The sequence below is a fragment of the Deltaproteobacteria bacterium genome, from assembly GCA_016210005.1.
In the GTDB taxonomy this organism is placed as follows: domain Bacteria; phylum Desulfobacterota; class Binatia; order HRBIN30; family JACQVA1; genus JACQVA1.
In genome coordinates this window covers 1-26040 of record JACQVA010000176.1, presented here as the reverse complement: position 1 = coordinate 26040, position 26040 = coordinate 1, and the positions used below count along the sequence as shown (strand labels likewise).

Here is a 26040-nt window from a genome sequence, read left to right as displayed (position 1 = left end):
CGTGGGAAAGTGGCGCTGGCGCGGCCCCGCCCGCGGCCGTCAGTCGATCATGGCGCGGAGTTGCCCGAGGCAGCGATCGAGGATGTCGATCGTCGCTTGGGCCTCGCTGTCGCTGATGATCAACGGCGGCAGGAACTGCTGCACGCTGCGGTCGTTGTTGGCGTAGAGGGCAAATAAGCCGGCGTCGTAGCAGAGCTTAGTCATCAGCGGGCCGCCTTGGGGATGCCCGTAGCGCAAACCGATGAACAACCCGAGCTGGCGCACCTCGACCAGCGTGCCCGGGTGCTTGCGCCGCAGCCCCTCCAGTTCGGCGGCATACCACGCCGCCAGCCGGTTGACGCGGTCGAGAAACCCCGGTGCATTGATCACGTCGAGTAGCGCCAGCGCCACAACGCACCCCAACTCCGCTCCGCCGAAGGTGCTGACGTGAATGAAGGGGTCATCGCGAAAGACCTCGATCAAATGCGGGCGCAGGCAGGTGGCGGTGATCGGGTAGAGCCCGCCGCTGAGGCCCTTGCCGGTCACCAGAATATCCGGCACCACCTCGAACCACTCGATGCCCCACATCTTGCCCGTGCGGCCGAGCCCGGTTTGCACCTCGTCGGCGATGAACAGCGCCCCCGCTTGGTCGCACAGCTCGCGGACGCGCCGGTAGAAGTCCGGCGCCGGCAGCGGCATCCCGAGGGTGGCCGGAACAGTCTCGAAGATCACCGCCGCGGTGTCGCGGTCGACAGCGGCAGCCAGCGCCTCGACGTCGTTGAAGGGAACCTGCACAAACCCCGGGGCCATCGGTCCGAACGGGGCGCGGTACTGCTGATCGCCTGCGGCCAGCGCAAACCCGGTGTGGCCGTGGTACCCGCCCGCGGCACTGATTATCTTTGACCGCCGCGTGTAACCGCGCGCAACCTTTATGGCGCAGTCTACCGCCTCCCCGCCGCCGACGCCAAAAATGGTGTACTGGATATCACCTGGGGTGATTGCCGCGAGCCGCGCGGCCAGCTCCGCGCGTTGCGCGCTGACGAAGTGGTGATTGCCGATATCGAGCGAATCACAAGCGTGCTGCAATGCCTGGCGCAAACCCGGATGGCTGTGCCCGAGGTTGAAGGTGCCGCCGTTGACGTGGCAGTTGAGCAAACGCTTGCTGCCTTCGAGATTCCAGAGGTAGACGCCCTCGCGGCGGCCGATGACGAAGTCGATGCCGTAGCCCGACCACGTCGCCGCCTTGTACGGCGACACGTAGCGGGCGAATTGCTCGAACACCTCTGGCGTGGCAACGGCGCTCATGCCCGCTGCTGTAGCACATTCGCTCGCAAAACAACGCAGCCGGCGGGCCTAGTATGCGCGCCGCCCTCGGCGCCGGCGCCAGCCCCGGAACAGGCGTAAATTGTCCTCGCGCAAGCAGCCGCCGCTGCTCTCTACGCTACTACCGCCGAGCGCCTTCATCGTCACATTCGAGATTGCCAGCTCCCTGAAACCGAGCGCCTGTGCGTCGGCGATGCTGACGCCGAACACGATGCGATCGAGCCGCGCCCAGTGACAAGCAGCAAAGCACATCGGACAGGGCTCACAGGTGGAGTAGATCGTGCAGCCCGACAAGTCGATGGTGCCGAGCGCGCGGCAGGCGTTGCGAATGGCGTTGACCTCGGCGTGTCCGGTGATGTCGGTGTCGGCCCAGACGACGTTGTGAACGCAACTGACCACGCGCCCGGCGCGGGCGATGCAGGCGCCAAACGGGCTCTGGCCCTGCTCGACGCCGGCGGTCGCGGCCGCGATGGCCAGGCGCATGAACCGCTCGTCCGGGCTGCGCTGGCTGGACCCAGCAGCCGTGCTCCGTGCACCGGGGCGGGGCATCGCCAGGTTACTCTCACGCCGGCTCGAAGCGGTTGAACGCATGCTGTGACGACACCGTGCCGCGAGCGCCGATTGCTTCGTGCGCCATCAGGCTTTCGAGTGTTGCGCGGTCGTCGGGGGTATTGGCCAGGAAGCGCCGGCCGTCGTCCAGCCGGCCGATGACGATGCCCCGGCTCGGGGTGCCGTCGCGGTCGTGGGTCACGGTGTAAGTCTCGATCACGCCGCGCCCGCTGGGCTCGTCCACGAGTTCCGGATAAGGCTCACGATCGAGCGCCGCCTGATACGACTTCGGGTCTTCACGCACGAACGGCCGGGCCTTGGGTGCGGCGCTGTACACTCCGGCGGAGTGCTTGGTCAAATACCAGCCCAGGCCGGTGACCAAGCCCGTGGCTCCCGGCTTCGCACGCAACTTGTCCATCATCGTAGCGATGGCGTGCATGGTGTAGTTGTTGCCCGGCCCGCCGTGGTAAGCGAGGCCGCCGGTCACCGTCAGTGAGCGCGGATCGCCGAGGGTAATCCCCAGCATGTCGCGGCCGATCTCGACCGCACAGGGGAAGCAGCTGTAAAGATCGAAGTAATCGAGCTTGTCGATGCCGAGGCCGGCCATCGCCAGTGCCTTCCGGCCGACCATGCGGATGGCCGGCGAGCTGTGATAGTTCTGGCGCTGCGAGACGAACCAGAGATCGTGCGCGTCGGCACAGCCCCACAGGTAGACCCAACGCGACGGATCAACGCCCAACTCGCGCGCGGTCCCGACCGAGGTCAGCAACAGCGCGGCGGCCTGATCGACGTCGATGATCGCGTTCATGAACTTGAGGTAGGGAAACCCGATCATGCGGTTCTGGGCGCTGGCGGTGGTGATTTCCGCGGGCGTGCGCGCCTGCTGGAACCAGGCGTAGCGATTCTCGGCCGCCACCGCCGAGAAGCGGCTGTAGAGCTCGCCGAGTTGACGTTGCTGCCCGGCCAGATCGAGGCCGTAGTGCACCCGCAGGGCGTTCTCGAACAAAGGGTAGACCGAGGCCGGCAGCAACATGCCGTGGGTCATTTCGCCGTGGCTCATGCCCTGGCGGTCGTCGCCCGTCACCACCGGGCTGCCGGCGGGGCCGGATGGCCAGCTCAGTTCCACTCCGGCTTTGCGCGCGCGTGAGACCGAGTAGACCGCTTCGGCCCCAGCCAGTAGCGCCAAACGCACTTCGCCGGCGGCGATCAACGCGGCGGTTTCATTGACCTGCAACTGCGGGGTGTTGCCGCCGATGGTCGTGTACAGCTCACCAGCGGGCTGCGCGCCGATTTCTTCGGCTAGAAATCGCGGCGCGTTTGGGTACGAGCAACTCAACAAGTTCACCACCACCAAGCGATCCACCTCCGCCAGCCGGCGCGCTTGCAGACCCGCGTCAGCCGCCGCCCGCCCAGCGCATTCAGCCATCATTGCCACCGGGTGCTTCGCCTCGGTGGGGGCCACGTCGCGCTGGGTCAACTGCCCAGCACCAATCAGAATCGGAGTCCGGTCATCAGCCATTGGTAGCTCTCGTGTCTCGTGGTCCGCAGGGCGTCGGGCGCCTGCAAGCGCCACGGCTCTAGTCGACGGCGCACGGTAAGGCAACCGCCCGGTGGGGAGGGGAGTGCGGTAGGTTGCTCCCGTTTTCGCCCCTGAGAAGCCGACCGCCCGGTAGCCAGCAGCGAATGGCTCCGGCCTTTGCGGATGCGCGAGCGGGCGCCAGAGCGCCTCTGTGGTTGACGGTTGAGGTCTATTGCAGGCCGGCGGCACGCCAGCGCGGCAACCAGCGCGGTACTTGTTTGCAGTAGGCGCGGTAGTTGTCGCCGAATTTACGGCGCAAGGCCGGCTCTTCGTAAAGCACCACGAAAAGGTGAAAGGCGAGCGCTACGCCCGCGGCGTAGAGCAACACAACAACGCTGGCTAAGAACACGCCCTGGCCCACGATCATCGCCAGCACACCGATGTACATCGGGTTGCGTACGTAGCGGTAAACCCCCGCCACCACCAGGTGCCGCGGCGGCGCCACCGGTGCCGGAGTGCCTTGCCCACGGCGCACGAAGCCCACCAAGGCGTTGGCGAGCAGCGGCGCGGCGGCCAGGCACGTCACCACACCGAGCCAGCGCGTGGTTTCCCAGCCGAAGAACGCGGGCGCCAAGTTCCAGCCCGTCAGCAAGTAGGGCACCAGCACGATCACCGGCCCGGGTCCGACGAAGAGCACGAACACGGTCGTGCCGATCAGCGGCCACAGCAACGGGCGCTCGCCAGCCGAGCTGTGCATTACATCTGATACTCCTAGATCGTGATCGTGGTGCCGTCGAACTTGGTGAAGGTGAACGTGTGGGCTTCGTTGAACGTCAGCTTCTGTTCTTCGAGAATGCCGATCGCGACCGTCTCGCCGAGGATGAGCGACTCCAGGTAGTCGCTGCGCCAATGCACGCCGCCGGCGTTGCGCCCGGCCGCGATGTTGCCCGCCAGCTTGTTCAACTCGCCGCCGACGGTTAGCTGCCCGGCATCCGAACCGGAGTACGATTGCAGCGCCGTCCCGTCAGCGGTCGGAACCACTGGATTCGGAACGACGAAGTCTTCCTGAAACCACGCCTTCAACATCGTTACGCCGGCGCCGGCGATGGCGTTGTGCCCGGCGCCGTACGCGGGATGCGCCGGGCAACCTTCGGGATACGCCATCGGCAGCAACGCCGTGCCGTAGCGGCTTTGCACGCGGCTCAGCGCGCTCGACTTCAGCACGTCGTCGTGGATCGGATAGTCGGCCTGACTGCTTGCGTGCACGTGGACGCGGCCGGCGTACTCCTCGGGGCGCAGGCGCCGGTGCACGAACCACTTCTGGTACCACACCGCCTTCAGCGCGCGCGTGGCCACCTCCGCTATCAGCCCCAGAATGTGCGGGCCGCCGAAGCTGACAAACCCAGCTTGACTGTGCGAGCCCTTGTACGGGTTATTCCCGGCCTTGGCCGGTACGCCCAGAGCGAAGAGAATGAAGCACGCATTGAGGTACGCTTCGTACGGCGCGTCGGCTTGGACGTAGCGCGCGAGATCGCGCAGGTTGCGAATATAGCGGGTGGTGGTGTCGAACTGCAGCGCTGTCGCCGGCGGCGTCCCGTTCTGATTTGCAAGCCAGGCGGCGAAGTCGGTCAGGTAGTCGGCACCTGGCACCAGCGTGCGCTGCCGCTGACTGACCGGCAAGGAGCCGTAAGAGAAGTCCTTGAGCAGGAACTGCGACAGCAACGGGCCGACGAGGTCACCGGGCGTTAGGCCGCGAAAGATGGTGGCCGGCGTTACCTCCGCAGCTTCCGTCGGGCCACGGAAATCCGAGAGGTGAGACAGATCATCGCAGGCGCTCGCGATGTCTGCACTGGTGGCGTAGTCGGAAAAGTTGATGTCCCGGGTCAGCGCCATCCAGTACAGCTCCACCATCTCGCCGGCGATTTCCGCGGAATCGAAGCGCGGCGGCGGCGACTGCGCGCAGGCGAGACTGTCGGGGCCTTCGAGGTCGAAGGCCAAGCCGCCTTGCGGATTCGCCAGCTTCACCGTGCCGGCAACTGGAACGGCCTCGAAGTCGGCCGGCCTGCCGCTGGCGGCGGCCGCGAGCAGGGCGTCGTAGGCTGCCGCATCGACCTCACCGAGGCTGTTATGCGGCAGGCCCTTAGAGTAGTTGCCGATGCGGTTGGGATAGCGCGCTTCGTCGCCGTTGGTGGAATGGCTTGGCAGTGGGCGAGCAAATGCAATCTCGGCCGCCTCTCTGCGCACGTCGCGCGCTGCGATCTGGCGCGCCGCGGCCGCGGTCGGTGTCGGCGATGGTGTCGTCGTTCGTGTCGGCGTCGGAGTCGGGGTCAACACCGCTTGCGCATTGGCCTCGCCGTCGCTGCAACCGCTCACAGCGGCGCCGACCGTGGCAACTGCGGCACCGGCGCCGAGACAACTGAGGAATGATCGCCGTGAGAGCGCCCGCACTTCAGCTCTGCGATCCAAGTCACCCTCGGATTTCGCCACGCCCGCCTCATCATAAGCACGCACACCAGCGCCGCCCTCTAGCTTAGAGATCGCCATGCCTCCCTCCTGCAAAGAACGCATTAGTTGCCAGTCTATGATGTTCGGCCGCCTCAGTCACCTAAGCCGGCCATTTTACCCGCCCTGGCGCTCGAATTCCCGCGGCCAGGCTCGGGCTTGCCGAGACGACTGCCGGCGCTTCTCAACCGCGCGATCGAACTGCTATCGTCGCGCCGCGTTCGAGCCTAGGTTGGTGGGCGGCGACCACGAAGAGCGCCCAGCTCCTCCGAGGCTGGGGACTTGATGCGGGCGAAGGCCGTAAGGATTCTGAGCCATGAACTACCCGATACTCTGGCATTTCCCGATTTCTCATTTCAACGAGAAGGTTCGCTGGGCGCTCGATTTCAAGCGCGTGCCGCACTTGCGACGGGCGCTCGGGCCGAGCTACCTGTTCAAGGCCTGGTGGGCCACCGGGCGGGCAACGCTTCCCGTGCTCATTCTCGACGGTAAGGCAATCGGTGACTCCAGCCGGATCATCGCCGCCCTCGAGCAGCGCCACCCGAACCCGCCCCTTTACCCCGACGATGAGGCGGCGCGCGCCCGCGCACTCGCACTTGAGGACTTCTTCGACGAGGAGGTCGGCCCCGCCTTGCGCACTGCGATCGTCGGACAGGCACTGGCCACCGAGCCCGACGTGGCGCAAGCGGTGCTCACTACCGGCATGGGCGAGAGTGCTCAGCGCGCCATTCGTCTCGCGTTCCCTCTGTTTCACCCGTTCTACCGCTTGCGCCACAAGATCAGCTCCGCCAGCATGGCAGCTGCTCCCGCTAAGATCCAAGCCGGCATGGATCGCATCGTCGCCGAGCTGCAACCCAGCGGCTATCTCGCGGGCGACAGCTTCACCGTCGCCGATCTCACCGCTGCCGCAATCATGTCACCTATGGTATTGCCGCCGGAGTTGGAATACGCGCCGCCACCGCCGCTACCCCAGATCCTGGTCGACTACCGCAACCGATTCGCTGGGCACCCCGCCTTCCAGTGGGTGCTTGAAATGTACCGCCGCCATCGCGGCGCATCAGCCGAGCTCCGCCCCTGAGCGCGAGCCTTGCTTCACGGTGCGGCGTCGAGGATCTCGGTGCCGTCGCTGCCTAGGAATCCTGCGGCCTGCGCGCCCGCCTGTGCAATGATGCCGGTAACGCTGTGGCCGGAGAACTCGTCTTGCCCATAATCTGTCATCACATAGCGCCAAATGCCGCTGCAGCCGGCGGCGGAGTTGCAGCCGTGGCTGGCTTTGACATCGGGCAAGCGCATCGCCAACGCCAGGTCATCGGTGGTCCGGTTGGGCACCACGTTGTCGACCACGCCCTCGTGCATGAGGATGCGCTTGGGCGGTACGCCCGGCAGCGTGTCGGGCCCGAGCAGGTAGGGCGCCGTGTTGATCGGGTCGGCGGGATCGAGCAGCCACTGCGACACCTGGGTGAAGCGATAGAGGAAGACGCCGAAGTACGGATCATCAAGCGGAATACCGAAGGTGAGCGAGATGAGGGGTTGCAGCAGCTGGCCGATGGCCTCCGACTGCAAGATGTTGGGCAAACCGCCGCCGGGGACGCTGAGTACGCCGGCGCGCACCTGCGTCTCCACCCCCATGTAGAGCGTGCCCATGATGCCGCCGAGCGAGACGCCCATGTAATTGACGCGGTCCTTGTTGACCTGATCGAACGGCGCCACCGTGGCATGGCGGACCATGCGTGCGAGCTGCAAGTAGTCGGCGATCGTCTGCCGGAAGCGCTCGCGGGTGATGAGCCCGCTGGTGACGACGAAGAAGTTGGCGACGTTGCCGCGGCGGCCGTGCTCGACGTCGGAGATGCCGATGGCCATCATCGGCTCGTCACCCACCAGCTGTGACACGAAAGTGCAATCGCGCCCGCTGCCGCCGAGGCCGTGCCCGAAGATGGTGATCGGGTAGCCGCCCGCCGGCGGCGGCGCCTTCGGAATCGTCATGTAGAAGTCGAGGCGGTTGACCGTGGGGGTTACCAACCCGCTGACGCGGGCGGGATCGAAGGCGCCGTTCGAGCCGGTGCGGAAATCGAAGGAATCGAAGCCGCCGATGGCGACCGCGGCGACATTGGCCGAGGTCGCCGAGCCCATCAGGTCGGTAAACTCCGGCGTACCCTCGGCGAATATGCCGGTGGTGAGCCCGGGCAGCGGCGAGCCGTCAAAGAGCGGGCTGGCGGCCGGCAGCGTGCCGCTGTCGAAGAGATCGCGGATGGCGACCAGATCCTCGGTGGTGGCCAGAGTGGTGAAGGAATCGATGGCCGCGATGTCATCGAGGCTGATGCCTTGGTGCTCGTCGAGATAAAGCAGCACGGGATCGAGCGCGCTGCGCCAGGCGCCGGTGTCGTGCAACGCCGCGCTCAGTTGCGCTGACGGCCGCAGCGGCCGGCTGGCCGCATCTTGCACCGCCCGCGTTACCACGTAGACGTAGCGCGTCTTCGGCCGCAGCGGGACCACCGGCCTGATCTCAATGGCGTAGTCGCCGCTGACGTCCGGCGTGACCGCCGTGGCCGTGATCGGCGCCGTCACCGCAGGATCGTCGTAGCGCAGCAACATGACGCCGTCGTGAGCAACCGGATCGGGTATCACTACCGCTTTGTCCAGTTTCACCCGTATGGGGGCGAAGGTGCTGAAACCGGTGAGTGTTGCCGCCTGCGTGGCGAAGACGTTGGCGAGCGAGCGGGCATTGTCGTACTGCGCCTGCGCCGGCAAGTCCGCGCCAAGGAGTTCGCCGGTGATGTGGACGTGCCCGGTCTCGTCGAGCAGGCGATCGCTGGGGAAGGGGTTGGCTGGGTTGAGCGGATCGCGGCTGAACAGCGCGGTCGCGCCCTCGAATACCGGCGTGGCGCTGGCCGTGGCGGTGACGGTGGGCGACGGTGGCGGCGTGGCCGTGGGCGTGAGGCACGCGCACGTGGGTGAAGCCGAGGGTACCGGCGTAGCTGTGGCAATCGCCGAGGGCGTAGCAGTCGCAGTCGGGCGAGCGCCGTCGTCGCCGTTGTCGCACGCGGCCAACGTGGCAACTAAGCTGAGTACGATCAAAGCGCGCGGACGATGCATGGGCGATCTCCTCTCGGGCGACAGCGCACCGTTAGGTGGCGCAGGCGGTCGAGTCAAGCCCAGCTCTTCACCTTCATCTGCGCTGCGACCAATCTCCGCTGGCGATGCGCGGCAGCCCGCGTACGGGGCGGCGGTAGACATAAAACCAGGCGGCGAGCGTGCGGCCGGCCGCCAGCCGAGCGCGGGTGCGCCGGCGGGCGTAGAGGCCGGTCGCAACCGTTTCCTCGTACTCATCCAGCGGCAGCAGAGCTGCGGCGCCGTCGGCGAATTCGAATACCACGCCGCGGACCCGCTCCGACGGATTGCGGCCAGGCCGCGCGGCAGGGTAGGGGCCGAGGTCGTACAACCGCCCGCGGATCGTGGCCGCTCCGAGCTGCCGCCAAGCCGAAGCCGCGCCGATGACCGCCGCCAACCGCTCGGCGTCTCGCAGGGTGCCGTAAACGAACAGCCGCGCGGGCCGTTGCCCGCCGCTCTTCACCCGCGTTTGCGACCGTGGCCGGCGCGCCATGCTGTGGGCCGCAATATTGGAGCCTGCGTGGGCAATCGAAACTCGACCCTTGTGCGAACGAAGCGGAGCAGCCACAGAGAGACCGAGAACGCCGAGAGAAAACCTGCGGAATCAAGGGCAACGGGCGCGGCAGTATCTGCTCCGCGCTCTCGCGGTCCGCGGTGGTTGGTCTTCATTCCTCTGGCAGGTAGCAATCAGCAGACGGGCCGCGTCACTTGCCGCCGCCGCGCCGGGCGGCATCGCGCGCCTCGGGCGGTACACCGGCCAGTGGGATCTTTGGTGCCGACACATGCTCGGCATGAATCGTGATCACAACTCGCTCTTCGCCCGGGCGGTCGAACGGGTATTCGTCGACTCCCAGGTAGGCTTTCGCCACCGAGTTCACAAACGACCGATCGGCATCGTCGCTGAGTTCGGCGGTGCCACGGATTTCAACGTAGCGGCTGGGATCGTCCCGGTGCGGGATTGATATCGCCACGCGCGGATCACGGCGCAGGTTGCGGCATTTCTGGCGCGACTTGATCGTGCTCACGCGCACGTGAACGCCGTCCCAAATGATTGCCACCGGGTTGACCGACAACTGGCCATCCGGCCGTATAGTCGCCAGGTGGCCGATCGGCAGGCTGCGCAGGATGTCACTGTGAGCCTCGGTAATGAGCGCTGCACTTTTCGACTTCGAGGAATCCATGTCGCTCACTTTCTCGCGCCCGGGGTGGTGCTGGCGCGGGCCAAGCTGACGAACACCTTGGCTGCCGGCGACAACGGGCCGGGCCGAGTGACGAGCCGGATGTCGCGCCGCATGGGCGGATCGAGTTCCGCCATGACCACGCCCTGGCGTGTGGCACCTTCGGCCAGTGCCCGCGGCAGGAAGGTAAAGCCGGCACCCGCCAGCACCAGCGGAATCAAGGCTTGGCGCGATTCGGTCTCGACCGCAACCATCGGAGCCTCGCTCGCCGATGCAATCTGCAGCGCTAGCCCACCGTAGTATTCGTAGACGCCGGTCGGAACGATCATCGACAGGCCGGCGAGGTCGGCGTGCTTGAGCGGGCGGCGCTTCAGCTTTGTGCCCGGAGGAAAGATGACGACGTGCTCCTCACGGCCGATCACCTCGGCGAGCAACGGCGGTTCCACTGCCTCCAGCGTCAGCGCCAGCTCGCAGCGGCCGGTGCGAACGAAGCGTTCGATGTCGTGCAAGTTCTCCGAAGTCTGGATGCGGACTTTGACGCCCGGGTGGTGAGAGCGGAACTCGCCCACCAGGCGCGCCAGCAGTTCCGCGGCCGAGGCATGCGGCGCCGCTACCTCCAGCGTACCCGCCCGCAGCTCTTCCACCGACTTCACGCAGGCGTAGAGCACGGCCAGGTCGCGCAGCACCAGCCGCGCCGATTCCACAAAGGCCTCGCCGGCCGAGGTCAGCGACACCGAGCGTCCCAAGCGCTGGAACAATGGTGTGCCGAGCGTCTCCTCGATCTCGGCGATCGCGTGCGACAGTGATGGTTGCGACACGTGCACGGCCTCAGCTGCCCGCGTGAAGCTCCGGTGGTCGGCAACCGCAACGACAAACTCGATGTGGCGCGGGTTCATGCCGGCATCCTATCAATCAGAGCCGGGGGGTGCGTCAAGTCTGCTGAACAGCCCCGCGGGGCGCGACGTTGTCGATCGACTCCGTAGGGCAGGTTGTGCCTGCCGTCCCTCTCCAACCCGGAATCGGCAGGCACAGCCTGCCTTAGTGCGCCTCTCCGACCGCGCCACCGCAGCCCGGCGCCAAGGGAGCGGCGCCCTCCCGGGCTGGTGACACCTCGGTCTTCTTCCTCGGCACCAGCTCATTGGTGAAGCGCTATGTCGCGGAGGTGGGCACTCCACGCCCATCACTTGTCGACATCGATCTGGAACTTGCGTAGGCGGGAGTAAAGCGAGCTACGCGGGATGCCGAGGCGGGCGGCGGTACGGGCGACGTGGCCACCCTCGTCCGCCAAAACGCGTTGGATGTGCTGGCGCTCGAGCTCTTCCAAGGTGAGGTCGGCGGCGGGGCCGAGCCCGCGGCTGACGCCGGCAAACTCGAAGCGCAGATCGGCGCCGGTCAGCTGAGTATGATCGCTCAACAACACGGCGCGTTCGAGTACATTGCGCAGCTCGCGAATGTTGCCGGGCCAGTCGTAGGCGCACAGTGCGGACTCGGCCTCGGCCGACAGTGCCAGGTCGCGCCGCCCGAGGTCGGCGGCAATGGTGGTGAGCAGCGCCCGCGCCAGCAGCGGAACGTCATTGCGGCGCAGGCGCAGGGGCGGGACCAGCAACGGGAGGGCGCCGATGCGAAAATACAGATCGCCGCGAAACGCGCCGCTCTGAATGCGCTGCTGCAAGTCCTGATGGGTGGAGCTGATCAGGCGCACGTCCACGTGCCGATCGGTGATGCTGCCCATGCGGCGGAACTGCTTTTCCTCGAGCACCTTGAGCAGCTTGGGCTGTACCTGCAGCTCCATGTCGCCGATCTCGTCGAGAAAGACCGTGCCGCGGTGCGCGGCTTCGAGTAGGCCGGGCTTGACGGCGACGGCGCCGGTGAACGCGCCTTTCTCGTGGCCGAAGAGCTCGGAATCCAGGAACTCCCGGGCTAGGCCGGCGCAATTGAGATCGACGAAAGCCTCGTCGGCGCGCGGCCCGTTGCTGTGCAGCCAGCGCGCCAGCACGCCTTTGCCGGCACCGGTCTCGCCTTGTATAAGCACCGGACTGTCGCTGGCGAGCACGCGCCGGGCCTGCTCGGCCAGCTCGCGGATGGCCGGGCTGGTGCCGAGAAATGGATCGGCAACCGCGCGCTGGTCGCGCGCCCGGCCCGCCAGTTGGTGGCGGCGCGTGCGTTGGTTGTCGAACATACGTTGCAACATCACCAGCAGTGCCGGCAACTCGACCGGCTTGGTGAGGAAGTGTTCGGCCCCTTCCTTGATCGCGCGCACCGCCAGGTCGATAGAGCCGTGGCCGGTGAGGATCAGCAGGGGCACGGTCGGATCAATCTTCTTGAGCAGAGGCAGCAGATCGAGCGCATTGCCGTCGGGCAGTTGGTAGTCGAGGATGGCCGCGTCCGGCCGCGAGGCGCGAAAGCCGGCCTCGGCCTCGGCGCAGGTGGCGGCCTCCTCCACGCTGTAGCCATTGGTGACGAGAAACCCGCGCAGGCCGAAGCGCACGCCGGCTTCGTCGTCGACGATCAGGACCTTGTGCCCAGGCACGGCCCGGATTCTAGGCCGATTCCCCGGCCGCGGGCAAGAAGAAGCTAACCGCCCGTCGAAGAACCCGCTCATGCTTCGAGACGCTCCGGACGCGGACTCGGGATGCAGTTCGGCCGGCCCGGCTGCTCCCGAGCTGGTTGGTTCTCTAGCGGACGAGAATTGTGACGCACATCGAGGCTGCTTCTCTTCCCACGACCCCGCCGCCGTTGTGCGCCAACGCGGCTTTCGCGCCCTCGACCTGGCGCTTGCCGCACCGGCCTTGCAGCTGCTCGGTGAGCTCGACGATCTGGGCGATGCCGGTCGCCCCCACCGGGTGTCCCTTGCGCAGCAGGCCGCCGGAGGTGTTCACCGGCAGCCGGCCGCCGAGCTTGGTGACGCCGTCGTCGATCAGTTTTCCCGATTCACCTTTCTTGCACAGACCGAGCGACTCGTAGGCGATCAGCTCGCCGATGGCCGAAGCGTCGTGGAGCTCGATGGCTCCCAGATCCTCGGGCCCGAGGCCGGCCTCCTCGTAGGCTTCTTTCGCGCAGAGCGTGGCAGAGTCAAGCTCCCCGGGCTCATGGTCCCACCCGGAATGCAGGACGCTGGCGGCCACGCGTACCGGGCGATCGAGACCGAGCTCGCGCGCCTTGCGCTGGCTCACCACTATCGCGGCCGCGGCACCGTCGCCGATCGGCGAGCACATCGGTCGGGTGAGCGGCTCGTCGATCATCGGTGCGGCGAGCACCTCATCGACGGTCAACACTTCGCGGAACTGGGCGCGCGGGTTGAGGCTGCCGTGGAAAGAATTCTTGGCGGAGACGCCGGCAAGTTGCCGCACGGTCGTGCCGTATTGATGCATGTGGGCGCGCGCGACGCCGGCGTAGAAGTCCATGGCGACGGAACGCTTGTCACCGCCGCCGCTGCTCTCGGATGCCGCTCCACTGCCCGACGCGTTTGCATGCAGAACGGCCAGCATCGCCTCCAACTCCTCGATGTCCATTCCGCCGCGCAGCGCCATGAAGGTCCGCTGCTTGTCGGGATGGTAGAGCTTCTCCACGCCGGCCGCGAGCACCACGTCGTAGCAACCGGTCGAGACCATCGCGCATGCCTGCTGAAACGCAGTGGAGCCGCTGCCGCAGGCGTTCTCGACGTTGATGACGGGAATGCGGCCGATGCCGATCGAACGCAGGATCACCTGGCCGCGCACGCATTCCTGCCCGGTAATAATGCCGGCCATTGCGTTGCCGACGTAGGCCGCTTCGATATCCGCCGCGGTGAGACCGGAATCCTCGAGTGCGGCCTGAACCACTTCCGCGCCCAACGCCTTGAGCCCGATGTCGACGTGCTTTCCGAATCGGCTCATGCCGACGCCGGCCACGATCGCATTCATGCGCATGGGTTCCTCCTAACCTGCAACGTGTTTCGCGGAATCCGCATCGCCCTCGACGCGCGCGCAGTCAACATTGATACAGCGGTCGAAGGGTACGGGCTGCCACTCGACGGGGCTGTGGGAAAGGTGACCGTACTCCGCCAGGTGCAACCACTTCACCATGCCCACTTCGACTTCGTTGGAGCCGTTGCCTCCGGGGAACAGGAAGCCCTCGAAGCCGTTGTAGATGGTGAGACCGTCCGGGCGCTGCGCCGGGCTGGTGCGAGCCGGGGCCACGAACTCGCCGACGTCGTTCCAGACGCGCACCATGGCATCGTCCTCGATGCCTTTGGCGCGGGCAACGGCGTCGTTGATGAGCACGAACGGCTTACCGCGATGCGTTTCCATCATCAACGGGTTGGTCATGTTCATGGCATGGATGCTCCAGCGCGAGTGGCCGCCGGAGAGACGAAACGGATGGTGACCGCCCATCGCGGGCGGTTCCTTGTGGACGGGCAAGTCTTCGCCTGCTTCCTGGTACCACGGGTGATCGATCAGGAACTGGGCGCGCCGCGTGAGCGTCGGATAGGGGTGTCCGAGCTCGATGTGGTTGCGCAGCGGCGCGTGCGTCTCGTTGTGCGGGAACGGCGATGCGTTCGCCGTCATCAACGCCATGAAGGCCCAGTTATTGTACCGGCTGTAACCCTGCTTGCGGAAGGTCTCGATGGTGGTGCCGGGAGGCAAGTTGCCCGAGGCAACCGAGTCGGCCAGCATCTCGCGGGCGACGCTCTCGCCGTCAACGAGGGCTCCCTTGTAGGTGAAGATGTCCCACAACTCGTCGTAGCGGCGCCAGCCCGCAATGCGGTGCTGGAAGCCATCGAGGCCGCGCGCCTTGGCGCGCTCGCCGATCTTCTTCAGCAACGCACCCAGCGATTCCCACTCGTCGCGCGACTCTCCATAGGGCGGCACTACGGCATGCGACATCGCCAGGATGAATGGCCACGGCGTCGGCATGCCGAAGCCGGTCTTTTCGTAGTGCTGGGTGGCGGGTAGCACGATGTCGGCGTACAGCGCCGTCTGTGACATACGGAAGTCGACGCACACGACCTTCTTGAGCTTCGGCCAGAGATTGCGCAGCAGCGCGTTCTTGCCGCCGCGCGTCCGCCGCAGCGTGTTGCCGCCGACTTCGAGCAGCACGCGCGGCGGCGTGGTGGCAGCGATCTCGGCCGCTGTGCTCCAAGACTCCGACTTCACTGCCTCCCGGTAGTACTGGTCGAAGTCGCGCGGCATGCTGGGATCGTTCCACGCGGGATTGTTCCAGCGCTCGCGATAGCCGGCGTGCATGTACCAGTAGAACGCCGGCGGGACCATCATGCCCCTGCCCATGCTGCGCATGATCTCGCGGTCGGCCAACTCGCCGGTCAAGGTCGGGTCCTGCTCCATCAGTTGCTGGCGCATCATCTGCGCCCCGGCGAGCAGCAGCTGTCCGGCCTCGACGCCGGCCTCGGTCTTGGCCATCGCCATCGAGCTGCCGTCGAACATGAACGAACACCAGCTCCCGATGCCGGCGCCCTTTCGGCCCCAGTTGCCGGTCAGGGCGAACAGCAGCAGGATGGCGCGGCTCATCAGGTCGCCGTGGTAGTACTTGCAGATGCCCACGCCCGTGTTCAGGCGAGCTGTTCGCGACGCCACCTTGCGCGCTAGCAATCGGATGGCATCGGGGTGCGCCTCGCAAATCTTGCTGGCTTGCTCGGGCGTGTAGTGCGCGTCGAGCATGCGCCGCAGCCGCGCGAACAGCGGCTCGACACGAATCCTTCCCGCGTCGAGGGTCTCGACCTCCAGCGTTGCCTCGGCCAGGGGTGCGAAGTCGAGCCGCAGATTGGCGGGGTCGGCCGGGACCACGCCCTGGTCCGGATGACCGTGAAAGAACCTGTCGTCACGCCCGCTTGGTTCGAGATGACTCTGGCGTAGGAACTGTCCCGTATCGGTGCGAACCAGCAGCGAGAGATCGGTTTGTTCGGCCGCGAACCGCCAGTTGAGCAATCCCTCGGCGATGACCACCTGGCAGGCGGCCAACGCCAGCGCGGCGTCGGTGCCGTGGCGGACCGGGATGTGGTAGTCGACGTGGCTGTGGGTTGGGCTGACGTCGGTGGAGACCAGAAAGATCTCGGCCCCGCGATAACGCGCCTCGGTCATGTAGTGGAACCACGGGATGTTGGTGAACGCTGGGTTCGAGTGCCAGATCACAATGACGTCGGAGTGGAAGGTGTCGTCGTTGGAGTGCGCGAAGGAGGACTTTCCGAACGTCTGCATGTAGCCGGTGTGGAAGTCGTTGATGGTGGCGTTGACGTCGAGGACGAGCCCGCCGAGGACGCCCATGAATCGCGAACTGGCGCCGGTGGCCGCGATCTGTGGACTCAGCTCGTGCACGATCGACTCGGGACCGATCTCCACGATGGCGTCGAGCATCGCATCGGCGATCTCGGTCAGCGCCTCGTCCCACGAGATGCGCTCCCAGCGCCCTTCGCCGCGCTCGCCGGCGCGACGCAGCGGATACTTGATGCGCTCCGGAGCCTCCATCTCCAGACTCCACGCCAGACCCTTCTGGCAGATCATCGGATTCATGTCGGGGACGCCGGGCTCGACCTGTTCGCGCACGCCGGCGGCCTCTTCCCGCACGACCTTGCCGTTCTTCACCAGGACGTAGACCGGGCAGTCGCCGGGTACACAGTTGACGCAATGGGTTCCGAAATGGGCCTCGTCCCACTCCTGTGCGATGCGTTGGCGCAGGCGTTCCTCGCTCGGGTTGGTGCGACTCGGGCGCTTCATCGTGATTCCTCCCTGGCGGCGTCCACGACCGCGGGTTCTTTGTCGAAGGGACCAAAGAGTGACTTCCACTGATAGGCGATCAGTGTATCGAGCAGATCGGAGCTGCTGCCGGTGCGCATCCGCTCGATCTCTCGCCGCAGCGTCGCCAACGCCTCGTGCACGCCCGGCCCGAACAGCGACTCGAGATACGCGGGCGGGATGCGCATGGCTTCCGTGTCGATCGAGCGATCGTCGCGCAGCCGGTGGGGCGAGAGCGGCGGCACGTAGAACACGTTGGGCTCGGTCCCGAACTCGGGATGCAGCGGCAGCGCAACCTTCCACTCGTAGACCAAGCGATGGACGGGATCCTGCGTGTCGTCCAGCATCCCGACGAACATCAGACGGCCGGGGCAGTTCCGCGCGCACGCCGGTGCAACGCCTTGCTCCAGCCGCGGGAAGCAGAGGTTGCAGTGCTGCGCGACGTTGCGCACGTGGTTGAAATAGATCTTCTTGTAAGGACACGCCTGCATGCAGCGGCGCGATCCGCGGCAGCGGTCCTCGTCGCGCAGCACGATGCCGTCCGCCGCGCGCTTGTACATCGCCCCGGACGGACACGCCTCGACACACGCCGGCCGCGTGCAGTGATTGCAGATGCGCGGCAGGTAGAAGTAGTACGCATTCGGAAACTCGCCGGCGCCTTGGTCCTCGTCCCAGTTGGGTCCCCAGTTGGGCGGCGCGCCCTCGGCGGTGGTCGGGGTCAGGTGCACGGACTGGCCCTTGCCGCCGTAGAAGACCTCTTCCTTGTTGAACTGCCAGCCCCCGCCGAAGTCCTCGGCGCTGGGCAACTCACCGAGCACCACGTTGCCATCGGCATCATAGCCGCCGCCCATCTGTTCCCAGTCGCGCGGGGTACCGCGACCGGGCATGGTGTTGGTGGTGCACCACCATTGCTGAGCTTCGCCCGGGCCGCGGGTCCACAGCATCTTGCAGGCGACCGAGCAGCTCTGGCAGCCCATGCACTTGTTCAGGTCAAAGACCATGGCCACCTGGCGGGGGCGGGACGATTCTTTCGCAGCGGTCATAAGGATGTCTCCAGTAGTCGAGCAATTCGCTATCGACGATGGATTCCGGGCCCGTCGGGCGAAAAACGATCCGACAGAAAGCGCTCCTGTGGCTTCTCCGAGGCCGTCTTCGGAATTTCGTCGACAACTTGCAAGTACGAAGGAACGAAGTTCGGCTCCAGACCTCGCACACAGGTCACAAAGACACTGGTGGGATCGAAGGTCTTCACGTCGACGGGCACGATGGCCGCGACCACGTCGCGTTCGCCCGGGGCCCCGGAGGCCGCCGGCACGCCGTAGACGAATACATCATCCACCTGCGGATGCTCCGCGATGACCTTCTCGACGAAGCCCGGGTTGACGAAGTCGCCGTTGTGGCGAATGCCGCCGCCTTTGCGGAAATCGAAGTAGAACCAGCCGTCGGCATCGCAATGGCACATGTCGCCGCTGCGCAGCCAGCCGCCCGCGGTCTTCTTTTGCGAGGCTTCCTTGTTCTTGAAGTATTCGACCTCGACGCGCTCACCGGTGCTGGGTCGCGAGATCAGTTCGCCGACGACACCGGGCGGGCACTCGTGGCCCTGCTCATCGACGATCTTCATCTCGAGCGTCGGCGGTGGCTTTCCAAAACTGCCGATCGGGCCGACTCCGATCGGATTGATGGCGAGCCCACCCTCGACCGCCGCGTAGGCCTCGAGGATCTTGACGTTGAAACGCTCCTCGAAGGGGCGCCACAAGGCCGCCGGCATGCCGCCGCTGAGCACCATGCGCACCGGGTTGTCGGCGTCGTTGGGCTTGGGCGGCTCGCTGTAAATCGCCGTGGCCATGCCGCCGAGCAGGTTGAAGACGGTGCAGCCGTGCTCGCGGCAGACGTCCCACAGGCGCGACTTGGTGAAGCGGCGACTGAACACGGCGCGGAGCTTCATCACCAGCGACGGCGCCAGCGTGACGATCTGGGCGTTGCCGTGGGTCAACGATAGGCCGTTGTATGGCCGGTCGCCCGGCTGCAAGCCCATCAGATACCCCAGGGCGCTCGCTCCGACGTAACGTCCGTTGGCACACACCACGCCCTTCGGATCGCCAGTCGTCCCGGACGTGTAGATGATCTCGAACGGGTCCCCGGGAACGTCGACGCGCGGGGTGACGTAGCGCTCCGGCGTGTCGATCAGCGGCGCGAACGGCGCCGCCCCCGGTACGTCGGACGTGGGTATGCTGTCGGGTTCTTCGCCCGACTCGAGGACGATCACCCACTCGAGATTCGGCAGATCGCCTCGCACCGCCGCCACCTGCGCCAGGGTGTAGTCGGCGCAGACGATCCCGCGACACTCGGAGTTGCGCAGCGTATACGCCAGCTTCTCGCCCTTGGTGCGCGGATCGATCGGCACGAACACGGCGCCGGTGAGCGACGCCGCCACCATCGTCTCGATGAACTCCGGGTGGTTGCGCATCATCAAACCGAAGCGATCACCCTTGTTCAGCCCCTTGGCGATGAGCCCGGCGGCGATGCGATTGCCGTTCATCCACAGGTCGGCGTAGGTGCGCACTTCATGCGGCCGCAGCCCGCCGCCGTCGAAGGTGACCACGTCGAAGTCGGGCGCCTGCTCGGCGCGCACCGCGATCAGATCCGCCAGAATCAATTCGTTTCGCTCTCGCACGTCTTCTCCTCGCGCTGTTCGATCCATGCAGCATATCGCCCCGGGCAGCTATTTCTGTCCAATGGTATTTTTTGATACAGCTATGCCTTGCGGCTATAAGAATTTCCTTGCAGAATTTCGCCATGGACATGCGGCAGGTACGCCACCTGCTCGCGGTAGCGGAGCACGGCAACGTGCTGCGCGCTGCGAGCGCCATTCACATCTCTCAGCCGGCGCTGAGCAAGAGCATTCAGAACCTGGAGGCGGAGTTGGGGGTGCAGCTGCTCGATCGCGGCCCGCGCGGCGTCTCGCCGACGATCTACGGCACCGCGCTGCTCAAACACGCCCGGTTACTGCTCAATCAAGGAGCGCAGGCGGCGGCGGAGATCGAAGCGATCAAGGCCGGGCACCTCGGCCACTTGCGCCTCGGGGTCGCGAATTTCGCCATTCACTTCCTCCCCGCCGTGCTGGCGAAACTGCTTTCCTCCAAGCCGGGGCTGTCGTTCGAGATCGTGGACGGCACCTACGAGGGGCTCACGGCGTTGGTGCGCGAGGGAGCACTCGATGCGGTCGTCAGCGGGCTGCCGCCCTTGCACCAGGCGGAGGACTTGGTCCACGAAGAGCTGACGGCCACGGAATTCGTCCACGTCTGCCGGCCAGACTATCACCCGTTTCAACAGGCGGGAGTGCCGATGGCCACGCTCAGCCAGGCGCGTTGGATCCTCCCGAACCGGCCGCAGGCGATTGTCGACCTGTGGAAGCTGGCGTTCCGCCGGGCGCGCGTGGTCCCGCCCAAGCCGGTGCTACAGTCCGGCTCGATGATGTTCATCAAAGCCATGCTGCTGGAGGGGCAGTTCGTGACGGTGCTGCCGCGCGGCATCGTGGAGCCCGAAGTGACTGCCGGCGCGCTGCAGGCCAATCCGCTCAACGACCCCTTCGCGATGGTCACCGAGGGCATCATCTACCGCGCCGGCGGCGTGCATCCCCCGGCGCTCTTCGCGTTGATCGAGGCGATTCGGGCCGCGCGCGATGAGAGCCGTGCGGGCACGAGCACTCCGCGTGCGCGGCGGCGACCGGCCCGCAACCACCTCGCCACCTCCAAGCGTCATCGACAACGCCTGCCAGCACGCTAGAATTTGCTCCGGCGGCTCCGTTGACCAATCGCCCGCGACCACACACGGGCCGGGGCTCCGCAAGGCGCGGGATGCAAACCTGCCAGCTTCGCTGCTGTCTGCGGTAGAACCAAAGACGGGTTTCCGCATATGATGGCCGCCTGATGTCACGACCTGAAGACCTATACTTATCGAGCGCTGCACCGCTCGGCACTTCCGGCTCCGTGCAGGTTACCTGGCTCGGAACCGCCGGCTTTGCGGTTCATCACGACAACCACGTGCTTCTGTTGGATCCGTATCTCACACGCCCTTCGTTGTGGCGTTGCGTGGCGGCGCCGCTGGCTAGCGATGCGGCTTTGGTCCAACGCCTGATACCGCGTGCCGACGCCATCATCCTCTCGCACACGCACTTCGATCACGCGCTCGATACACCCGAGATCGCTCGGCACACCGGGGCGCGCGTTTTCGGATCGCGCTCGGCAGTCCATCTGTGCCGCAATCACGGTATCCCGGAAGCGTCGCTCCAGTGTGTGGAACGATCATCAACCGCAGCGCCCGCCGAAGCCGAAGTCGGGCCGTTTCGTTTGCGCTTTTGGCCGAGCGCCCACTCCGCGTTGCTTTTCGGGCGCGTGCCATTTCCGGGAGACATCACCGATTGTGGCGACGTGTCGCTGCGGACGGAGGCTTACCGATGCGGTGCCGTGTTCGGAACCGAGATCGAGGTCGGCGGGCGGCGATTGTTTCACGTCGGCAGCGCGGAGCTGGTCGAACAGGGTTGGCGCGTGCGCAATGTCGATCTCGCGCTCGCCTGCGTGGCCGGCTGGACCTCGACCGACCGCTATCCCGAACGGCTGGCCTCGGCGCTGTCTCCAGCCGCCATCCTGTTCCATCACTGGGACAACTTCCTGCGTGGCCTCGACCACGACGTTCGTGCCCTCCCAGCTATGCGGTTTGCATCGCTGGTCGAGCGACTCGACCGGGCGATCCCGCGGGTGCCGCTCGGCACTGTTCCCTTGCTTGGCAGCGTCTCGGTGTAATTGTTGATCCGGCAGGGCTTCGATGCGGCCTCGCGTGTCGGTCAGAGAACGGGTACGTCCCAGCCAGAGCCCCGTCGAGAGCGGCGCGCACGAGCCAGCGGTGCAAGCCCCTGGACGGGCCGCGACAAAAGGGGGCCACGCGCCAGCGGCCGAGGCACTGGCGGTCAGTGCCAGCTGAAGCCGAGCACGCGGTCGAAGAGCAAGACGCGGCGCTCCTGGCTACCGAAGTCGATGCTGCGGCTGTCGTTGAAGGTCCACTCGTGCGCGCCGGCGGTGTCACCGATGGCGACAGCGACGGCGTGGACACCGGCCGGCACCTTCAAGTGCTCGATGGCGATGCTGTTGCCATCGCCGAAGAGGCCGCGCGGCGGATAGGCACGATCGACCAGTAGCTGGCCGTCTACGCGCACCTGTAGGCGCACCGGCGGGCGGCGCCGCGGGCAAATCGTTTCCGGGCGCATGTGCACCGGCAGCGCTTCCAATTCCGCCGCCGTAGGCTTGTGGCAGGCGCTCTCGCGGTTGCCCGGATGTTTGAACGAGACGACGAGTTCGGGAACGCTGCGCGCCGGCGGTGCGTAGGGCACGGCACTGAGCCCAGCCACCGTGGCGGTGCACAGTCCCGATAACAGCGCGCCCGCGAGCGTCAGCTTGAAGTAAGGCCGGCGCTCTACCGCCGCAGTCGTAGGCACCGGCGCCGCGTGCGGCAAAGCCTCCATCTCAGAGCGGAACGCGGCCGCTTCCCGCGCCAGCATCGCTGTTTGGGTGAAATCGAGTTGCAGCAGGCGCACGCGGCGGCGATCGAAGTTCTGCGAGCGGAACCCGGGCTTGCGGCGGTTGGCCAGGCGCAGCGCGGTCCACTGCGTGCCCTCGCGATAACGGCAGGAGCCGGCGCACGAGACGATTAGTACACCTTTGGCGCCGCGGCGCAGCGCCCGCTCCGCCATCAAGGGATGTACCCACCCCGCGCACGGCACGGCGACGGCGTGGTAGCCCGGCAACTGCCGGCAGGCGCCGCCACTGCCCGTAATCGTCAGCTCACCAGCGGCAGATTCAGCACACAGGAACGCGACCAGTGGCGGCTCGCCCGCAGCCGGCGGACTCTCCAGCCAGGCGTTGATGCACGCTCGCACCGCGTCCGGCGGCGCCGAGGGCAGGAAGATTCCGGCCGGGGTACAGGCGCCGGCGCAAATGCCGCAGCCGACACAGCGCGCCGGGTTGACCTCGGCCTGCGATGAAAACGCGCGCCCGTCAGTGCGTGCCACCATGTTGATCGCGCCGTAGGGGCAGTCCTGCTCGCACAGCGTGCAGCCGTTGCAGCGCGACAGGTCCACCGTGACCACGGCCGCGGCGCCGCGCGCCAGCAGCCATGGCAGGCTCATCGCCAACACCCCGGCGCCGATGGTCAACAGCCACAGCCCGCCGCCAGACCAGCGGTCGGTGAACCACAGCGGCAGTAGGTACCACACGTCCATGGCGAAAGGCCGGGGGGCTGCGGTCATGTGCGCCGCCGGTCCGGTGTCGGCCGGCAGCAAAGCCGACAGCAGCAGCATTGCAGCCGCGCTCCAACCCATGACCGAGCGTGCGGTCAGCCACTGCGAGCGCGAAACCCGCGCCAGGTGCAGCCACAGGACTACCGCGCCGGCCAGTGGCACCAACATGTGAAAGAAGAACACAATAAAGAACAACAGCGGGTTGACGCTGATGTCGGCCAAGAACGAGCGCGACAGCGGATCGGCGAAGATCGGTACCAGATCGAGCAACTTGGCCGTGCCCACAGCCACATGCCGCGCGCGCTCGTCCCAAACCAGCCAGTAGCCGCTCCAGCCGACCAGCCACAGTATTCCCAGCAGCCCGACGCCCGTGACCCAAGCCAACCAGCGCGCACCGGCAAAGCGCCGGGCCGCCAGCAGGCGCAGGCCGTGGGCGAGGGTGAATAGCATGCAGGCGTCGGAGCTGTAGCGGTGCAGCGCCCGCATCAGCCCCGCTAGGCTGAGCGGGCTCATCGCGCTCACCGACGAGTGGGCCGAGTGCAGCGTCGGCACGTACCAGAGCAGCAAGACCACGCCCGAGACCGTGGCCACTAGCAGCGTCAGAAAGGCGATGGCGCCGGTGTGGGCCAGCGGGTTGAGCCGGTGTGGCAGCAACGTCTCGACGCGGCGATCGAGGCGCAGGAACACGCCTTCGACTGCCCGCAGCACGCGCGCGCCCCGCACCGGTTGCTCGGGGCCGGCGTCAGCGACGCGCGCGGGCGGCGGCTCAGCTGGGCGGGGCTTCGCGCAGGAGGAGTCTGATGGCGGACAAGAGCCAGCGCTCCTGTCGTTCGCCCAGGCTGAAGCGGTAGGCGATGCGGCCACCGCGGTCGAGGACGAGGAAGAGGTTCGCATGATCTATCACACCAGTGTCGGGGTTGCGCGTACGCGCGAAGCCGAAACTGTCCAGCACTCGATTCACCGTCGCCGGCTCACCCGACAAGAGGTTGAAACTCGGCGCCGACACCTTCTGCAGCTGCGCCATCTCAGCGAGCGTGGCCGGGGTGTCACGCTCCGGGTCGAGCGTGACGGCCATCACGGTCAAGCCGGCGCGCTCGGCGGGCGTGAGCGCAGCGAGCACGCGCTTGGTTTGCGCCAGAATCATCGGGCAGGTGTAGCCGCACGAACTGTACACCGCCGTCAGCAGACCGACGCGGCCGCGCAAGTCGGCCAGGCCGGTCGGGGTCCCCTCCTGATTGATCAGGGCGAAGGCGGCGGCCAGCTGTTCGGTGCGCAAGTCCTCGGCCGGGAACTCTTCAGCCCCGGGCGCCTCGGCTTCACGCGAGGCGGTGAACCCGAGCGCGAGTGCGACGATGAGCACGAGCGCGGCGATTGCCCAGGGTAGTAATGCCCAGGGCCGCCGCGCCACCTCGCGCAACGGAGTCCACCACACCGCCAGGGTGATGGCGGCCAGCAGAATCGGCTGCAGTGCAAAGGCGGTCACGAAACTCGAGCGCGCCGCTCCGGTTGCCCCCTGGGCGCCGAAACACCAGATGCGAAAGTCCTCGGCGAATTGCGCCAGGGCGGTGTCACCCGCGGGAATGGCGAGCATGACGGCGAAGCCCACCCCGGCAAATAACACCGCGAACAGCAGGAAGGCGGGAAAGCGCCAGCCGGCGAAGAACTCGTGCACCGCGCCGAGCGGCGCCGGATAACTAGCGGACGTGCCAGACATCGGCGAGCGTCTTCCAGTTGGCGAAGAAGTAGACCGCGAACGACAGCAAGAACACCAGCGCCAACACCAGCGTGCCGGGGGCGTGGTGGTCGGCGTCGTGGCGGAGTGACTCGTCGCGAATTAGCTCAGCGGCCTTCGGTTGATTGGCCATATCGTTCCTCCGCTCCTACCACGCGGTCATCGGCCGGCCGATGCAGCGGCGGCCGAAGAACACCGCACTAACGGTTAGCAGTACAAACAGAAGCAAGCCGGTGAACGCCAGCACTCCACCCAAGCCGAGCAGCCCCAAAAACACGTGGGTCGCCGCATCAAAGCCGATGGAGAACTTCGAGCCGGTGAACTCGATGTCCCAGTGCCGGCGCGGCACGCCCGCCGAGCCGGCGAACGCCATGCCGACCGCCATCAGCGCCATGCCGGCGCCGAACAGATAGGGCTGCCAGCGCACCAGGGCGCGGGCCGGATACTCGCGCTGGAAGATCAGCGGCACGGCGTAGTAGCACAGCCCCATGAACGCCAGCGAGGTGCCGCCCGCCACCGTGGTGTGAAAATGCCCGGGAATGCGCAAGGTGTTGTGGGCGATGATGTTGACCTGTTCTGTCCCCAGGGTCACGCCGGTGATGCCGCGGTACACGAGGTCGGTGCCAAGCTCGCGTTCCAATCGCTGAATGTGGCGGCTCACCGTCGGCTGGCTGAGGTGCAGGTCACGCGCCGCGAGACTGAAGCTCCCGCGTCGGATGACCGCGACGAAACTGCGCAGCTGCTCGACGTCCACGGCAGATCACCTATGCAGATTCTGCATAATGTTATTCCACTTCATGCGGGTTCGGTAGACTGATCACGCGTCGGACTTCACATATGTAGTGGGTGGTCATCCGACCGGAGGCTACTGGCGCAGGTCAGCGCCTGCGACCATGAAAGCCCATCCCACTCCTATCGATTCGCCTGCGTGTTCGGAAGTCTGGCAGCGCTTCTCAATTCTCGCTGTGATTTGCTAAGGAGAAGGCATGGAAGCGACGTTCACTTCTTCTTCGGCTGTCGGCGTCGCACGGCGTCGGCAGCTGTTGATCGGAATCGGCACCCTTTTGATTATCGCGGTGATCGGCCTGTTCCTGGTCAAATGGAGCCCCTACTTCAACCGAGCGTTCGTC

The 26040-nt window shown here is 66.4% G+C and carries 22 protein-coding genes; 4 read left to right on the top strand and 18 right to left on the bottom strand.

Annotated elements, in window-relative coordinates:
• Nucleotides 1–39 precede the first annotated feature (39 nt).
• From HY699_17235 to HY699_17215, 5 genes are all read right to left on the bottom strand, one after another.
• The gene (locus HY699_17235; GenBank protein MBI4517550.1) at nucleotides 40–1284 is read right to left on the bottom strand and encodes an aspartate aminotransferase family protein; all 1245 of its coding nucleotides are present in this window, start codon (nucleotides 1282–1284) and stop codon (nucleotides 40–42) included.
• A gap of 48 nt (nucleotides 1285–1332) precedes the next feature.
• A complete protein-coding gene (locus HY699_17230) occupies nucleotides 1333–1785 on the bottom strand; it encodes a nucleoside deaminase (GenBank protein ID MBI4517549.1) in 453 nt (150 codons plus the stop codon).
• A 79-nt stretch (nucleotides 1786–1864) separates the two neighbouring features.
• Nucleotides 1865–3370 carry an acetyl-CoA acetyltransferase gene (locus HY699_17225; protein MBI4517548.1) on the bottom strand — a complete coding sequence of 502 codons (1506 nt, stop codon included), beginning with the start codon at nucleotides 3368–3370 and terminating at the stop codon, nucleotides 1865–1867.
• A 229-nt stretch (nucleotides 3371–3599) separates the two neighbouring features.
• A complete protein-coding gene (locus HY699_17220) occupies nucleotides 3600–4127 on the bottom strand; it encodes an isoprenylcysteine carboxylmethyltransferase family protein (protein MBI4517547.1) in 528 nt (175 codons plus the stop codon).
• 14 nt (nucleotides 4128–4141) lie between these two features.
• A complete protein-coding gene (locus HY699_17215) occupies nucleotides 4142–5593 on the bottom strand; it encodes a vanadium-dependent haloperoxidase (GenBank protein ID MBI4517546.1) in 1452 nt (483 codons plus the stop codon).
• Between the two features lie 595 nt (nucleotides 5594–6188).
• On the opposite strand from HY699_17215, the gene HY699_17210 reads away from it, so the two are divergent.
• Complete coding sequence (locus HY699_17210) at nucleotides 6189–6950, top strand: glutathione S-transferase (GenBank protein ID MBI4517545.1); 762 nt, start codon at nucleotides 6189–6191, stop codon at nucleotides 6948–6950.
• 14 nt (nucleotides 6951–6964) lie between these two features.
• On the opposite strand, the gene HY699_17205 is transcribed toward HY699_17210, so the two are convergent.
• The 9 genes from HY699_17205 to HY699_17165 all read right to left on the bottom strand — a co-directional run bounded on the left by HY699_17205 (nucleotide 6965) and on the right by HY699_17165 (nucleotide 19587).
• Nucleotides 6965–8965, bottom strand: coding sequence for a hypothetical protein (locus HY699_17205; protein MBI4517544.1), 2001 nt, complete (start codon nucleotides 8963–8965; stop codon nucleotides 6965–6967).
• A gap of 73 nt (nucleotides 8966–9038) precedes the next feature.
• The gene (locus HY699_17200) at nucleotides 9039–9473 is read right to left on the bottom strand and encodes a gamma-glutamylcyclotransferase (protein MBI4517543.1); all 435 of its coding nucleotides are present in this window, start codon (nucleotides 9471–9473) and stop codon (nucleotides 9039–9041) included.
• Nucleotides 9474–9684: 211 nt separating this feature from the next.
• Complete coding sequence (locus tag HY699_17195; GenBank protein MBI4517542.1) at nucleotides 9685–10161, bottom strand: PPOX class F420-dependent oxidoreductase; 477 nt, start codon at nucleotides 10159–10161, stop codon at nucleotides 9685–9687.
• A 5-nt stretch (nucleotides 10162–10166) separates the two neighbouring features.
• Nucleotides 10167–11054 (bottom strand): LysR family transcriptional regulator, encoded by an 888-nt coding sequence (locus HY699_17190; protein MBI4517541.1) that lies wholly within the window; start codon nucleotides 11052–11054, stop codon nucleotides 10167–10169.
• Between the two features lie 284 nt (nucleotides 11055–11338).
• A complete protein-coding gene (locus tag HY699_17185; GenBank protein MBI4517540.1) occupies nucleotides 11339–12688 on the bottom strand; it encodes a sigma-54-dependent Fis family transcriptional regulator in 1350 nt (449 codons plus the stop codon).
• 145 nt (nucleotides 12689–12833) lie between these two features.
• Nucleotides 12834–14066 carry a thiolase family protein gene (locus HY699_17180; protein MBI4517539.1) on the bottom strand — a complete coding sequence of 411 codons (1233 nt, stop codon included), beginning with the start codon at nucleotides 14064–14066 and terminating at the stop codon, nucleotides 12834–12836.
• 9 nt (nucleotides 14067–14075) lie between these two features.
• The gene (locus HY699_17175; protein ID MBI4517538.1) at nucleotides 14076–16868 is read right to left on the bottom strand and encodes a molybdopterin-dependent oxidoreductase; all 2793 of its coding nucleotides are present in this window, start codon (nucleotides 16866–16868) and stop codon (nucleotides 14076–14078) included.
• Nucleotides 16865–17929 carry a respiratory nitrate reductase subunit beta gene (locus tag HY699_17170; GenBank protein MBI4517537.1) on the bottom strand — a complete coding sequence of 355 codons (1065 nt, stop codon included), beginning with the start codon at nucleotides 17927–17929 and terminating at the stop codon, nucleotides 16865–16867. The genes HY699_17175 and HY699_17170 overlap by 4 nt, the downstream gene beginning before the upstream one ends.
• 29 nt (nucleotides 17930–17958) lie before the next feature.
• On the bottom strand, nucleotides 17959–19587 hold the full coding sequence (locus HY699_17165; GenBank protein ID MBI4517536.1) for an AMP-binding protein: 1629 nt from the start codon (nucleotides 19585–19587) through the stop codon (nucleotides 17959–17961).
• Between the two features lie 95 nt (nucleotides 19588–19682).
• On the opposite strand from HY699_17165, the gene HY699_17160 reads away from it, so the two are divergent.
• Both HY699_17160 and HY699_17155 read left to right on the top strand, forming a co-directional pair.
• Nucleotides 19683–20672 (top strand): LysR family transcriptional regulator, encoded by a 990-nt coding sequence (locus tag HY699_17160; protein MBI4517535.1) that lies wholly within the window; start codon nucleotides 19683–19685, stop codon nucleotides 20670–20672.
• A gap of 143 nt (nucleotides 20673–20815) precedes the next feature.
• Nucleotides 20816–21688, top strand: coding sequence for an MBL fold metallo-hydrolase (locus HY699_17155; protein ID MBI4517534.1), 873 nt, complete (start codon nucleotides 20816–20818; stop codon nucleotides 21686–21688).
• 164 nt (nucleotides 21689–21852) lie between these two features.
• Here HY699_17155 and HY699_17150 read toward each other — a convergent pair whose 3' ends face one another.
• Genes HY699_17150 through HY699_17135 form a run of 4 tightly spaced genes read right to left on the bottom strand, consistent with a single transcriptional unit; the run spans nucleotide 21853 to nucleotide 25664 of the window.
• A complete protein-coding gene (locus tag HY699_17150; protein MBI4517533.1) occupies nucleotides 21853–23901 on the bottom strand; it encodes a hydrogenase iron-sulfur subunit in 2049 nt (682 codons plus the stop codon).
• Between the two features lie 43 nt (nucleotides 23902–23944).
• Nucleotides 23945–24892, bottom strand: a complete 948-nt coding sequence (locus tag HY699_17145) for an SCO family protein (protein ID MBI4517532.1) — start codon at nucleotides 24890–24892, stop codon at nucleotides 23945–23947.
• The gene (locus HY699_17140; GenBank protein ID MBI4517531.1) at nucleotides 24873–25043 is read right to left on the bottom strand and encodes a hypothetical protein; all 171 of its coding nucleotides are present in this window, start codon (nucleotides 25041–25043) and stop codon (nucleotides 24873–24875) included. Before HY699_17140 ends, HY699_17145 begins: the two co-directional genes overlap by 20 nt.
• A gap of 15 nt (nucleotides 25044–25058) precedes the next feature.
• Nucleotides 25059–25664 (bottom strand): cbb3-type cytochrome c oxidase subunit I, encoded by a 606-nt coding sequence (locus HY699_17135; GenBank protein ID MBI4517530.1) that lies wholly within the window; start codon nucleotides 25662–25664, stop codon nucleotides 25059–25061.
• Nucleotides 25665–25896: 232 nt separating this feature from the next.
• Here HY699_17135 and HY699_17130 point away from each other — a divergent pair.
• On the top strand, nucleotides 25897–26040 hold a 144-nt coding region (locus HY699_17130; GenBank protein ID MBI4517529.1), incomplete at its 3' end, for a permease.

Excerpts from the sequence above, each read along its gene's own strand:
- HY699_17235 (MBI4517550.1), bottom strand. The coding sequence starts at position 1,284 with ATGAGCGCCGTTGCCACGCCAGAGGTGTTCGAGCAATTCGCCCGCTAC.
- HY699_17230 (MBI4517549.1), bottom strand. The coding sequence starts at position 1,785 with ATGCGCCTGGCCATCGCGGCCGCGACCGCCGGCGTCGAGCAGGGCCAG.
- HY699_17225 (MBI4517548.1), bottom strand. The coding sequence starts at position 3,370 with ATGGCTGATGACCGGACTCCGATTCTGATTGGTGCTGGGCAGTTGACC.
- HY699_17220 (MBI4517547.1), bottom strand. The coding sequence starts at position 4,127 with ATGCACAGCTCGGCTGGCGAGCGCCCGTTGCTGTGGCCGCTGATCGGC.
- HY699_17210 (MBI4517545.1), top strand. The coding sequence starts at position 6,189 with ATGAACTACCCGATACTCTGGCATTTCCCGATTTCTCATTTCAACGAG.
- HY699_17205 (MBI4517544.1), bottom strand. The coding sequence starts at position 8,965 with ATGCATCGTCCGCGCGCTTTGATCGTACTCAGCTTAGTTGCCACGTTG.
- HY699_17200 (MBI4517543.1), bottom strand. The coding sequence starts at position 9,473 with ATGGCGCGCCGGCCACGGTCGCAAACGCGGGTGAAGAGCGGCGGGCAA.
- HY699_17195 (MBI4517542.1), bottom strand. The coding sequence starts at position 10,161 with ATGGATTCCTCGAAGTCGAAAAGTGCAGCGCTCATTACCGAGGCTCAC.
- HY699_17190 (MBI4517541.1), bottom strand. The coding sequence starts at position 11,054 with ATGAACCCGCGCCACATCGAGTTTGTCGTTGCGGTTGCCGACCACCGG.
- HY699_17180 (MBI4517539.1), bottom strand. The coding sequence starts at position 14,066 with ATGCGCATGAATGCGATCGTGGCCGGCGTCGGCATGAGCCGATTCGGA.
- HY699_17175 (MBI4517538.1), bottom strand. The coding sequence starts at position 16,868 with ATGAAGCGCCCGAGTCGCACCAACCCGAGCGAGGAACGCCTGCGCCAA.
- HY699_17170 (MBI4517537.1), bottom strand. The coding sequence starts at position 17,929 with ATGACCGCTGCGAAAGAATCGTCCCGCCCCCGCCAGGTGGCCATGGTC.
- HY699_17165 (MBI4517536.1), bottom strand. The coding sequence starts at position 19,587 with ATGGATCGAACAGCGCGAGGAGAAGACGTGCGAGAGCGAAACGAATTG.
- HY699_17160 (MBI4517535.1), top strand. The coding sequence starts at position 19,683 with ATGGACATGCGGCAGGTACGCCACCTGCTCGCGGTAGCGGAGCACGGC.
- HY699_17155 (MBI4517534.1), top strand. The coding sequence starts at position 20,816 with ATGTCACGACCTGAAGACCTATACTTATCGAGCGCTGCACCGCTCGGC.
- HY699_17145 (MBI4517532.1), bottom strand. The coding sequence starts at position 24,892 with ATGTCTGGCACGTCCGCTAGTTATCCGGCGCCGCTCGGCGCGGTGCAC.
- HY699_17140 (MBI4517531.1), bottom strand. The coding sequence starts at position 25,043 with ATGGCCAATCAACCGAAGGCCGCTGAGCTAATTCGCGACGAGTCACTC.